The following is a 12,623-nucleotide window of genomic DNA, read 5'->3' as shown; positions in this document are numbered from 1 at the left end:
ATCGCACTCCTTGCCTAGCGAATGGGTTCATGAACGGTGACCAGCTTGACCCCGTCGGGGAAGGTGGCTTCGACCTGAATGTCATGGATCATTTCGGCAATGCCCTCCATGACCTGATCGCGGGTCAAAACCGTGGCCCCGTCGCACATCAGTTCGGCCACCGAAACCCCGTCGCGCGCACCTTCAACCACAAAATCGGTAATCAGGGCGATGGCTTCGGGGTAATTCAGCTTTACCCCACGTTCCAACCGTCGGCGGGCGACCATTGCGGCCATTGCCACCAGCAATTTGTCTTTTTCGCGTGGCATCAGGTTCATGGCGCCCTCCCTTTTTCGTGCAAGCCGTACTGCATTACTTAAATCTCCCACATGCGCGGCAGGCGCGCGGGCAGATGATTGACCTTATGGCGAAACATCGCCCACCACGCGCCATAGGCGCGGCGCAACCGCATCGGTTCGGCGGCCAGCCACCGCACAATAACTATATTTGTCATTGCGGTTGCGGCTGCCAAAACGGCATCACCCTGCGACACAGCGCCTTGCAGGCATTCGCGGGCGACATCAAGCTGATTTTCGGCCCCTTGAGCTGTGAAAATCGCCGTGGCACTTGCCCGCGCCCCGTTAAAACTTGCCGGGTGGTCCAGTATGCGCAAAATATCGTCCTCAAGATGCAGCGCATCGCGCCAGACCGGGCGACCATCGACCGAAACTTCCCAGGCATCGCGCGCCAGACCGTGCGAAAAAACCTCGCCCCGCGCCAAGCGGCCAAAAACCATGATTTCCCCGGCCAGAACCCGGCCCGACCCCGCAACAGAAACCGATGTTGTGCGGCGCAAACGCGCACCATCAAACAATATCGTTTCCTGGGGCAACCATTCCAGCCACGCACCATTTTCGGCGGCCAGATCAACCGTCATTTTGCCATCCGGCCCCAGGGAACGATAAACTTTTTCTGCCGCCTGCGCGGTCAGTTGCAACTGCGTATTTTCGCCCGCCCGGCCCGAAAATGCCAGTTGGTCACCACCAACCATACCGCCCGATGTTGTCAGCAAAACCGCCTGGCTGATATCGCCGGGCTGGGCACGCGGAAACAGTATTTTCATCGGGTCGCGGTAAAATAAATGGTCCAGTGCCGACGGCTGACCGGGGCGGTGTACGGCCTTAAACGAAACATCCGCGCGCCCGTTGGTCACAATCGGGCGCGATGCGCGAACCGATTGCGCGTTAACAGCCCGAACATCAGGCTGCACCGCTGGCGAAAACACAGCGTCGTCAAGCGCGGAACTTTCAATCTTGCCTAATTGCACAGGCCCACCCAACGCTAATTCAACTTTGCTACCAACAGCAGCAGGGCCTGTATTAGCAAAATGCGGGCCAGAAACAGAAACACGCCAACATCACCAGAAACCGGCGGTTTTGGTCGCACAGGCACACAAGCACAGCCAATTTTCATGCGCGAAAATTAGGCAAATGCTGATCAAACGGTCAGATAGGTGCGGACATTTTCGCGGTCCAAATCGTTTTTCGCCCCCGCCAGCACCACTTCACCACGTTCCAGCACAATGATTTCATCTGCCAATTCATGTGCAAAATCAAAATATTGCTCGACCAGCAAGATCGCCATGTCACCGCGATCTGCCAATTGTTTAATCACCCGCTGGATATCCTTGATGATTGAAGGCTGGATCCCCTCGGTTGGCTCATCTAGCACCAACAAACGGGGGCGCGTCACCAGGGCGCGGCCAATCGCAAGCTGTTGTTGCTGCCCGCCCGACAAATCGCCGCCGCGCCGCCCCAGCATGTCGCGCAGAACCGGAAACAGATCAAAAATCTCGTCGGGGATATGGCGCAGGGGCCGGGGCAACGCCGCAAATCCGGTTTCCAGGTTTTCCTTCACGGTCAAAAGCGGAAAAACCTCGCGCCCTTGCGGCACAATGGCAATTCCGGCGGCAGACCGCTTCCATGACGGATCGCGCGATATTTTTTTGCCTTCCCAGACAATATCACCGCTGGCAATCGGATGCTGGCCAACAACAGCGCGCATCAAGGATGTTTTACCGACACCATTGCGGCCCAGAACTGCCGTTACCTTACCCGTTTCCGCCGTCAGCGAAACCGAGCGCAGCGCATGGGACGCCCCATAATAAAGATCGATGTTTTCAACACTCAGCATGATCAGCGCCCCAGATAAACTTCAATAACACGCGGGTCTTTTTGCACGCTGTCTAACCGCCCTTCGGCCAGAACCGATCCCTCGTGCAACACCGTCACCTTGCAATCAAGATCGCGAACAAACTCCATATCGTGTTCCACCACCACAACCGACCGGGTTTTGGCGATTTCGCGCAGTAAAATCGCGGTCTGTTCGGTTTCAGAATCGGTCATGCCCGCCACAGGTTCATCAACCAGCAACAATTGCGGTTCCTGCATCAGCAACATGCCAATTTCCAGCCATTGCTTTTGCCCGTGCGATAAATTGGCCGCCAGCGTCTCACGCGCATCGCCAAGGCGAATGGTGGCCAGAGTTTCCTCAATCCGCTGTTTTTCACGGTTGCCAAGCCGGTGAAACAGTGCCTGAAATACCCCGCGCCCGCCCGAACAGGCCAGTAACAGATTGTCAAAAACCGTATGGCTTTCAAACACGGTGGGTTTTTGAAACTTGCGGCCAATGCCCAGATTGGCAATATCGGCTTCGTCAAGTTTGGTTAAATCAACTTCGCTTTTAAACAGCACATCGCCGCTATCGGGCCGGGTTTTGCCGGTGATAATATCCATCATCGTGGTTTTACCCGCGCCATTAGGGCCGATAATGGCGCGAAGCTCGCCCGGTTCCACATAGAAGCTGAGGTTATTGAGCGCACGAAAACCATCAAACGTCACCGAAACGCCATCGACATATAAAATCGTCGCGGCTTTTTCGCTTTGGATCATCCGGCTTTCTTCCGATAACAGTTCTTCTGCCGTGCTCATGCCTTGCCCCCCTGATTGGCACGCCACGATGCCAGCCGGTCCCGCCAGTTGCCAGGTGCGCCCGGTCCGCCGTTAGCGGCCCCAAATGCCGGGATCGCGCCGATAACGCCCTTGGGCAAAAACAGGGTCACGGCAATAAACAGCCCGCCCAGGAAAAACAGCCAGAAATCGGGCATCACACCGGTAAAGAACGTTTTGGCGTAATTCACAATAAACGCGCCTAACACCGCGCCATAAAGCGTGCCACGCCCGCCAACCGCCACCCAGATCACAACCTCGATGCTGGCTGCCGGGGCAAATTCACCGGGGTTGATAATACCGATTTGCGGCACATAAAGCGCGCCCGCAATCCCGGCCATCACAGCCGATACGGTAAAAACAAACAGCTTGTAATATTCAACCCGGTAACCGGTAAAGCGCACCCGGCTTTCGGCATCGCGAATGGCAATTAAAACCTTGCCCAACCGCGATTGGGTTATCCCGCGCGACACCAGATAACAGATCGCCAGCATCAGGGCCGAGGCGACCACCAAAACGCAGCGTGTTTGATCCGATTGCAGATCAAAACCCAGAATATCCTTAAAATCGGTCAGGCCATTGTTGCCACCAAAGCCCATATCGTTGCGGAAAAATGCCAGCAACAAGGCATAGGTCATGGCCTGGGTAATGATCGACAGATAAACCCCGGTGACGCGCGATCGAAAGGCAAGAAACCCGAACACAAAGGCCAGCACACCGGGAACCAGCATTGCCATAAGGATGGCGAAACTGAAATGATCAAACCCGTACCAGTACCATGGCAGTTCCTTCCAGTTCAGGAACACCATAAAATCGGGCAATACCGGGTCGCCGTAAACGCCGCGATCACCGATCTGGCGCATCAGATACATGCCCATGGCATAGCCGCCAAGCGCAAAAAATGCCCCGTGGCCCAAGCTTAAAATGCCGCAAAAACCCCAGATCAAATCAACACTAAGGGCCAGCAGGGCATAACACAGATATTTGCCCAAAAGCCCCAACACCCAGGTTGGCACATGAAAAGCCGATCCTTCGGGAAACATCAAATTGCCAATCGGGATCAGGATGCTACCGGCCAAAAGAATGCCCAGCAAAATCATGCCGCCACGGTCCTGCAACAACCAGCCCAGCACCGGCGTCATTTTATATTTTTGGCGATAGTCGGTCATGGATCAGGCCTCCACCGCGCGGCCCTTAAGGGCAAACAACCCTTTGGGACGTTTCTGGATAAACAGGATAAGGGCAACCAGAACAAAGATTTTTGCCAACACCGCCCCGGCAACCGGTTCCAGAAACTTGTTCACAATCCCCAAACTGAACGCGCCTAAAACCGTGCCCCACAAGTTGCCCACGCCGCCAAACACCACTACCATAAAACTGTCGATGATATAGCCCTGCCCCAGATTAGGGCTGACATTGTCGATCTGGCTGAGCGCGACACCGGCAATCCCGGCAATGCCCGAACCCAGACCAAAGGTCAGCGCATCGACATAGCCGGTACGAATACCCACCGACCCCGCCATGCGGCGGTTCTGGGTTACGGCGCGCATTTGCAGGCCAAAGGCGGTATAGCGCAGCACAGCGGCAATGCCGCCCACCACGATCAGGCTAAACAAAATAATCCACAGCCGGTTATAGGTCAGAACCAGCCCGGTCGAAAATTCGATGGCGCCGCTCATGAAATCGGGTGCGACGACCTGGCGGTTGCTTGCGCCAAAAATGCTGCGAATGGCCTGCTGCAAAAACAGGCTAAGCCCCCAGGTTGCCAGCAAGGTTTCCAGCGGCCGGCCATACAAAAACCGGATGATCAGGCGTTCAACCACCACGCCAACGCCGCCCGAGACCAGAAATGCCACGGGCACTGCCACTGCCAGCGACCAGCCAATACCAGCAGGCCAAAACACCAGAAATGCCTGCTGCACCGCATAGGTGGTGTAGGCACCAATCATGATCATTTCGCCGTGCGCCATGTTAATGACGCCCATCACCCCGAATGTAATCGCCAGCCCCACCGCGGCCAGCAACAAAACCGACCCCAGGCTGATGCCCCGATAAACGTCACCGCCGGTCTGCCACATCTTTAACCGGCTTTCGACCGACGCCACCGCATCCTTGGCCGCAGCAACCACTTTGGGGTCATAGTTTTCGGCTTCGGCAGCATTAACAAACTGCAACAGAACCGCACGAATTTGCGGTGTGGTCTGGCTTGCCAGAATATCAATGGCATCAAGCCGTTCTTGCGATGTTTCGCCCGCTGCCAGCGCCATGGTGGCCTTGGCAAGTTCCATGCGGGCCAATAAGTCGGGGTTGCTTTCGCGCTCAATCGCACGCTGCAACAACGGCGCCATGGCCGGGTCGCGCGTGTCCATCACGGTTTCCACCGCCGCCCGGCGGATTGCCAGGTCGGGGCTGAATAAATTCAGGGTCGCCAGCGCATCGCGAAGCGCCCCGCGCAGACGGTTATTAATCCGTATTTTATCAAGATCGGCCGATCCGCTTTCGCCCGTTACCGCACCGCTGACAACATCAATATGCTGCCAGACTTTGCCCTGCTTTTTGCCAATAACAACCTTGTCATCGGCCTTGCTGGCATAAAGATCGCCATCGAGCATCGCTTCAAGGATTGCGGCCACGCGCGGGTCGCCATCGGCGGCCATTTTTTCAATGACATCAAGCTTTTTGGTCGAACTTTTGGCGTTTAACTGTTCCGCATTTTGCCGCAGCTGTTCATCGCTAAACGCAGATGCCTGTTGCGGGGCCAGTGCCACCAGCATCAGGACCATAATGGCAAACAGGGGCAGGAAAAAACGGCGGAAAGAATGATGGGGCATCCGGCCCGGCGCAGGCGGGGAAAAATCTTGACGCATGATCAAAGCCTTCGCATCGCGCATTCAAATATATCGGCAAATTCAAAGGGCAGCGGCAAAACATCGTGCCTTGCCGCGCACCAGCAAAACGGGCCGGAATGCATGTTGCACCCGGCCCGGTTGTCATGATTAATATTTCGGTTTTTCGCAGTTACCGCAGACCCAGGGATAGGTCCAGTCCGCCGTCAGCTTGGCACTTTCGGGGATGTAATCTGACCAGGAATCGCCAACAACAACGCCGTCGGTTTTCCAAACGGTATCAAACTGGCCATCATCCTGCACTTCGCCAATCAAAACCGGCTTGGACAGGTAATGGTTGGTGTTCATGACGGCAACACCACCGGTCAGGTTCGGTACTTTCTGGCCATACATGGCCTGGCGAACGGCATCCACATCGGTGGTGCCGGCCTGCTCAACCGCATGGGCCCACATGGTAAAACCGATATAGGTGGCTTCCATCGGGTCATTGGTTACGCGTTTGTCATCACCGATATAAGCATGCCATTTTTTGATAAAGGCAGCATTGGCTTCGGTGTCGACACTTTCAAAATAGTTCCAGGCGGCAAGATGGCCGACCAGCGGCGTGGTATCAAGACCGGCCAGTTCTTCTTCACCAACCGAGAAGGCAACAACGGGAATGTCTTCCGCCTTGATGCCTTGATTTGCCAGTTCCTTATAGAACGGCACGTTGGCATCGCCATTGATGGTCGAAACAACAGCGGTTTTTTTACCCGCCGATGCAAAGGTTTTTACGTCAGCAACAATGGACTGCCAGTCGGAATGACCAAATGGCGTGTAGTTTTCCATAATGTCTTCATCGGCAACGCCCTTGCTGTGCAGATACGCACGCAGAACCTTGTTGGTGGTACGCGGATAAACATAGTCGGTACCAAGCAGGGCAAAACGTTTTGCACTGCCGCCGTCTTCGCTCATCAAATAGTCAACTGCGGGGATTGCCTGCTGGTTGGGGGCAGCCCCGGTATAAAACACGTTGCGCGAGCTTTCTTCGCCTTCAAACTGCACCGGATAGAACAACAGGCCGTTATCTTCTTCAAATACCGGCAGGACCGATTTGCGCGAAACCGAGGTCCAGCAACCAAAAACCGCCGCAACCTTGTCTTTTTCCAGAAGTTCACGCGCCTTTTCGGCAAAAAGCGGCCAATCCGAAGCCGGGTCAACCACCACAGCTTCGACCTTTTTGCCCAGAAGGCCGCCTTTTTTGTTGATGTCATCCACCAGCATCAGGACCGTGTCCTTTAGCGTGGTTTCCGAAATCGCCATCGTTCCCGAGAGAGAGTGCAGAACGCCAATTTTGATCGTATCGTCGGCGGCTTGCGCCGGCGTCATGGCCATTGCTGACCACGCCAGCGCCCCCGCGCCAACGATCGTCTGAAGCGTCTTATTCATTTTGTAGCCTCCACTGCGAGTTTATTGCACCGCAGCGGTACTAGCCAAAATCATGCCAAATTTTGAAATATTAAACAAAATCTAAAAAATCGCAGAGTCTCAACGCAATTTATCGATAGTACATCGCCATTTGGTAGAAAATTATTGCGTCAACAGCCCTTTTGGTGACTGTTTTTCGTTCAAATGTGTTTTTTTGACTGTTTTTTAATCAACCTAAAGATGCTTGACCGGCCCCGTCAACGGGGGTATCCCACCGCCCGGAGGTTTCGGCCTCCACCGGGGTTATTGCACCACAATACCTCGCACCCCGTCAGTTTGCCCTGGCGGGGTGCATTCATATTATGCCCGCCCCAAAACGCAGCAGGTGGCGCGAAAAAGGCGGCCATCACAGCCGCCCGGTATTGCCAAAACTCCGCTTGCCCCACACGACAGGGACACTCATCACGGGCAGCACATCATTCCGGCATTTTCGCCCGGATCCACTGGCCCAGCTTTGCCCGTTCTTCGTCGGTCATTTCGGTAAGGTTTCCCAGCGGCATGGATTTGCCAATCACCGCCTGCGCCATCATGCGCTGCGCATTGGTATGCACCTGGTCGAGAGTATCAAACATCACCCCGGCCGGGGCGGCGTCGAAACCATCCTCGGTCGGGTGGGCGGAATGGCAAACCGCACAGCGGGTTTGAACAATACCCATCGCTTCGTTTGACGAAATAATGTCGCCATCACGCGGGGCGCTGGGGTCGTATGATACAAACACCACCAGTATGGCCATAAACACCGCTGCGGCGGGCAATTGCCAGGCAATCGCCTTGCCGGTCCCGCCCGAATTGCGGGTATTGAAAAAATGCCGCACCAGCCCGCCGACAATCAGGATCAAACCAATCACCACCCACGCCTGATCATGGGCATAGGTCATGGGGTAATGGTTGCTGATCATCATCGCCAGCACCGGCAGCGTCAGGTAATTATTGTGGGTGGAACGTTGTTTGGCTTGCAGGCCCAGTGCGGGGTCGGGCTTTTCACCCGCCATAAGCGATGCCACAACCTTTTTCTGGTTGGGGATAATAATGCGAAACACGTTGGCGGCCATCATGGTGCCAATCAGCGCGCCGACATGAATAAACGCGCCACGTCCGCTAAAGACATGGGTATACATCCAGGCGAATGCCATGATCTGGATAAACAGGGCCACGGCCAGGGTGCCGGTTTTCCGGCCAATCGGGCTTTTGCAAATCAGATCATAAATGAACCATCCGGCGATCAGGCTGATCAACCCGGTCAGGATCGCATCCCATTTGCTCATTGGCATCACCGATGGATCAATCAGGTAGGATTCCGCACTCCAGTAATACATCGTCACCAGCAGGGCAAAACCAGTCAGCCAGGTAAAATAGGCTTCGTATTTAAACCAGTGCAAATCGTCGGGCATGGTGGTGGGCGCGACCATCCATTTATTAACGTGGTAAAAACCACCGCCATGCACCATCCAGGCTTCGCCGTAAATGCCATCATCCATGCCCGGGCGCTTGCGCAGCGACAAATCCAGCCAGACAAAATAAAACGACGATCCAATCCACGCGATCCCGGTAATCACATGCGCCCAGCGCAGGATCAGATTGATCCAGTCCTGAAACAGAATATCCACCTGTTTGGTTCCTCTCTCTTACCGGGTTGGCGTGGCGATGATAATCGCGGCCCCGGTCCCCGTCCCTGATTTTGCCTTGCAGCATATTATGACGCGAATTTTCAGAATTCTTACAATCCCTATTTTCCTAACACAGGGTTGGCGGCGGCTCTATTATTTAGGAAGCGGGCATAATCGAAATGACTTTCAAGACATTTTTTAAAATGGCACAGTGAAATTGCGATAACGGCTTCGCCCCCGCAGCAAAACAAAAGCCCGACCGTAACAGCGCCCCGATAGAACCGGGCGTAAACCAACAAGAGTGAAAGCAAAGCCCCATGTCCGATTTCGAGGACATCCAGATTTTTGTGCGCGTTGCCGAACTGGGCAATCTTTCGGCTGCCGGGCGTGAATTGCGCCATTCGGCCGCCGTGGTGTCAAACCGCATTGCAAGGCTGGAAGAACGGTTGGGTGTGCGCCTGTTAAACCGCACCACGCGCCGGGTTGGCCTGACGACCGAAGGCGATATTTATTATCGCCATTGCCAGCGCATTCTGGCCGAAATGGAAGAAGCCGAAAACGCCATTGCCAACCAGAAAAACAACAGCCGTGGCCCGGTTACCGTTACCTGCCCTGTGGCCTTTGGCAACATGTTCGTCGCCCCGGTTATTCCCAAATTTGTTGAAAAAAACCCCGATGTGCAAATCCGCTTGCATTTGTCGGACCGATTACTGGATTTATTGCAAGACAAGGTCGACCTTGCCATTCGCATTGCCGAGCTTAAGGAAAGCTCGCTGATCGTGCGCAAGCTGGCGGCAAATAAACGGGTTCTGGTGGCAAGCCCGGCCTATTTAAAACGCCATGGCACACCGCGTGCACCGGCTGACCTTATGAACCATAATTGTTTGCTGCTGCGTTTTCCCGGCTCGCGGCAATATCAATGGACGTTGCTGCGCGACGGCGAAGAGACCCCAATCACCTTATCGGTTTCAGGGTCGATGGATTCCGATAATGGCGAGGTGTTAACCCGCTGGTGTGTGGACGGGCACGGCATTGCCCTTAAATCCATGTGGGAGGTTGGCCCCCTCATCGCATCGGGCGCATTAAAGGTGGTTCTGCCTGACTGCACCCCGCCCGCCCATGCGGTCTACACCCTTTACCCGGAAAACCGTTATTTGCCGACACGGGTGCGCGCCTTTGTTGATTTTCTGGTCGGTGAATTTGGCGGCACCCCGCCGTGGGAACGCGGCTAATTTCAAGCACCAGACAAGCAAACGAACACGGCACGTAACAGCCCGATTATAATATTCGGCCCGTTACCCAACCGGGTCAGCCGCCGATAGTGCCCAAATAACCTGCCAATACCGCCGCGACATTTTGGCCGATCACATCATGGGCATAACCGCCTTCCATTACAAACAGGGTGCGCAAGCCAAGGCTGCCAATCTGTTGGCCAATCGCGCTGTAATCCGGCGTTGCCAGGCCAAGGGTGCCAAGCGGTTCGACCTCGTGGGCATTTACGCCCAACGATACCACCAGCATGTCAGCGTCAAACCCGGTAATTTTTTGGTGTGCCTGATCAAGTGCGGCTGAAAACCCGGCAAAACCGGCGTTTGCGGCCAAGGGTATATTCATGTTGGTACCCGCCCCGTCACCAGCTCCGGTTTCGCTGGCATAGCCAGTGAAAAAGGGGAAATGGTGATCGGGCTCGGCATGGATGGAAACGGTTAATACATCGCCGCGCTGATAAAAAATATCCTGCGTGCCATCGCCGTGATCCTGATCAATATCAAGGATCGCCACCCGCTCTGCCCCCAGGGCGCGCATATGCTGGGCCGCGATGGCGGCGTTATTTAACAAACAATAACCGCCATAACGGGCACGGTGCGCATGGTGCCCCGGTGGCCTTCCCAGGCAAAAGGATGCTTCGCCATCTTTCATCACCGCATTGGCCGCCGAAATGGCGGTTTGCGCCCCCCAATAGGCCGCCTGCCAACTGCCATCGCCAATCGGGGTGTCGGTGGCATAGGCATATTGGCCCAGCTTTTTAAGGATGTGGCTGTGATCATGGGCGGGGTCGGTGGTGGCGGTGGTGGCGGTTACTGTGGCCGGGGCCGGAGTGGCCGCAGGGCGGGTGATACCGGACGATTTATCACCCTGATACAATTTGGTATCATCGGCATAAGACGTGGTGGCACGCCACGCACCGGGAACAGCGGCACCATCAAACCCGGCAGCGACCCATTCCTGCCAGGCGTGGGTCAGAAAAGCCAGATAACGGGCATCATGAACCGCCCGGATCGCCGCCATGCCATGATCGACCGGATCGACAAGCCGGGCTGCGATTTTATGGGCCAACGCATCGCGGATAATGCCCATGCGACGGGGATCGTCGAGGGCGGAAATGGTTTGGCCGTGATAAAATTCAGATTTCACGTCATGGGCATCATGACGGGCATTGAAAAACACACGCATTATCATATCCCTGAACCGGTCCGCGAGGTCCGACCGGTTCAAGAATAGCGCCGGTATATGGCCTGCAGATTATTTCTTGCGGGCCGAAGTATACAGCAATTGCGTAATATTATCGAGAAAACCGCCTAGCTGGGTGCGCAGGTTCTCGGCCTGGCGGGATAAATCAGCCGCCATTTCGCGCGTGGTTTGTGCTGCCTGCCCGGTTTGGCTGGTCATATCTGAAACCGCCGTGATGTTATCGGTCACTTCGCGCGCCCCGCCCGATGCCTGTTCAACATTGTGCGTCATGTCTGACGAAAGCGAGGTCTGGGTTTCAACATTGGTGGAAATCAGATCAGACCGGGCAGCCAGATCATCAATCACCCCGGCAATTTCGCGGATCGATCCGACCGACAATTCAATCGCATTTTGAATGTCCTGAACTTTTTCCTCGATGCTTTCGGTCGCCTTGCTGGTCTGGTTGGCAAGACCTTTGACCTCGTTGGCGACCACGGCGAAGCCTTTGCCGGCTTCGCCTGCGCGCGCCGCCTCGATGGTGGCATTCAGGGCCAAAAGGTTAGTCTGCGCGGCAATATCGCGAATAAAGCTGACAACTTCAACAATCTCGACCGCAGCAGTTTCAAGCTGGCCGATCCGGCCATCGGTTTCACGCGCCAGACCATTGGCGCGGTGCGCAATATCAACCGATTCCCGGGCCTGCTCGCGGACTTCGCGGATCGAATGGTTCAGTTCCTCGGACGCGGCAGAAACACCGGTCACGTTATCGGCCGTCTGGCGGGCAGCGGCGGCAACATTGGTCGAACGCGTACTGGTTTCGTGGGCGATGCGGCTGGCATCATCCGATGCGCCTTCAAGGGCGACCGATGCCTGGGCAATGCGGTCCACCGCATCGAACGATCCGCTGCGAAATTCATCGACAACTTTTTGAAAACCGCCCAGCTTTTTTTCGATCATGCCGGTGGCAGCGTTAATTTCGCGCGCCGATGTTAAATAAGCACCGACAAGGCCGGTTTCGACAATGCGGCGGTAATAACGGTTTTCGGCAACGGCCGCCATGGATGCCGCACTTTCGCGCAGAAACGCATCATTGCGGTCGATCAGGCGGTTGATGGCATTAAACAGGTCACGCATCTGCGGGTGACTGTCAATATGGGTAATCCGGGCTTCATAGTCGCCATTTGCTGCCGCATCGACAACCTCCAGCGCCTTTTGAATTCCCGACTTCGTAGACCCGCCAAACAGGGACATATTCAAACCTCGGC

At 55.4% G+C, this 12,623-nt stretch carries 11 protein-coding genes; 1 reads left to right on the top strand and 10 read right to left on the bottom strand.

Annotation, left to right across the window (positions count from 1 at the left end; all coding sequences use genetic code 11):
* Window positions 1-14: 14 nt before the first annotated feature.
* The 8 genes from TMES_RS02875 to TMES_RS02840 form a co-directional block, all read right to left on the bottom strand.
* Entirely contained in the window at window positions 15-317 is a 303-nt protein-coding gene (locus tag TMES_RS02875; protein WP_085579198.1) for an urease subunit gamma, read from the bottom strand.
* Between the two features lie 38 nt (window positions 318-355).
* Complete coding sequence (locus tag TMES_RS02870; protein ID WP_085579843.1) at window positions 356-1,306, bottom strand: urease accessory protein UreD; 951 nt, start codon at window positions 1,304-1,306, stop codon at window positions 356-358.
* Window positions 1,307-1,476: 170 nt separating this feature from the next.
* Window positions 1,477-2,172 carry an urea ABC transporter ATP-binding subunit UrtE gene (gene urtE / locus TMES_RS02865; RefSeq protein ID WP_085579196.1) on the bottom strand — a complete coding sequence of 232 codons (696 nt, stop codon included), beginning with the start codon at window positions 2,170-2,172 and terminating at the stop codon, window positions 1,477-1,479.
* A 2-nt stretch (window positions 2,173-2,174) separates the two neighbouring features.
* Window positions 2,175-2,930: an urea ABC transporter ATP-binding protein UrtD gene (gene urtD, locus TMES_RS02860; RefSeq protein ID WP_085579841.1), complete on the bottom strand. Its 756-nt coding sequence runs from the start codon at window positions 2,928-2,930 to the stop codon at window positions 2,175-2,177.
* Window positions 2,931-2,965: 35 nt separating this feature from the next.
* Entirely contained in the window at window positions 2,966-4,156 is a 1,191-nt protein-coding gene (urtC, locus tag TMES_RS02855; RefSeq protein WP_211275856.1) for an urea ABC transporter permease subunit UrtC, read from the bottom strand.
* Between the two features lie 3 nt (window positions 4,157-4,159).
* Window positions 4,160-5,854 (bottom strand): urea ABC transporter permease subunit UrtB, encoded by a 1,695-nt coding sequence (gene urtB, locus TMES_RS02850; protein ID WP_245835181.1) that lies wholly within the window; start codon window positions 5,852-5,854, stop codon window positions 4,160-4,162.
* Between the two features lie 129 nt (window positions 5,855-5,983).
* Complete coding sequence (urtA, locus tag TMES_RS02845; protein ID WP_085579195.1) at window positions 5,984-7,261, bottom strand: urea ABC transporter substrate-binding protein; 1,278 nt, start codon at window positions 7,259-7,261, stop codon at window positions 5,984-5,986.
* A 455-nt stretch (window positions 7,262-7,716) separates the two neighbouring features.
* Complete coding sequence (locus TMES_RS02840; protein ID WP_085579194.1) at window positions 7,717-8,907, bottom strand: urate hydroxylase PuuD; 1,191 nt, start codon at window positions 8,905-8,907, stop codon at window positions 7,717-7,719.
* Between the two features lie 317 nt (window positions 8,908-9,224).
* On the opposite strand from TMES_RS02840, the gene TMES_RS02835 reads away from it, so the two are divergent.
* Window positions 9,225-10,139, top strand: coding sequence for a LysR family transcriptional regulator (locus TMES_RS02835; RefSeq protein ID WP_085579192.1), 915 nt, complete (start codon window positions 9,225-9,227; stop codon window positions 10,137-10,139).
* A 76-nt stretch (window positions 10,140-10,215) separates the two neighbouring features.
* On the opposite strand, the gene TMES_RS02830 is transcribed toward TMES_RS02835, so the two are convergent.
* Window positions 10,216-11,361, bottom strand: a complete 1,146-nt coding sequence (locus TMES_RS02830) for a histone deacetylase family protein (RefSeq protein ID WP_143589508.1) — start codon at window positions 11,359-11,361, stop codon at window positions 10,216-10,218.
* A 69-nt stretch (window positions 11,362-11,430) separates the two neighbouring features.
* Window positions 11,431-12,609 carry a methyl-accepting chemotaxis protein gene (locus TMES_RS02825; RefSeq protein WP_085579190.1) on the bottom strand — a complete coding sequence of 393 codons (1,179 nt, stop codon included), beginning with the start codon at window positions 12,607-12,609 and terminating at the stop codon, window positions 11,431-11,433.
* Between the last annotated feature and the right edge of the window lie 14 nt (window positions 12,610-12,623).

Origin of the sequence: Thalassospira mesophila (assembly GCF_002115755.1) — a bacterium.
In the GTDB taxonomy this organism is placed as follows: Bacteria; Pseudomonadota; Alphaproteobacteria; order Rhodospirillales; family Thalassospiraceae; genus Thalassospira; species Thalassospira mesophila.
Note: the sequence above shows the minus strand (reverse complement) of the source record. Positions and strands in the feature narration are given on the sequence as shown.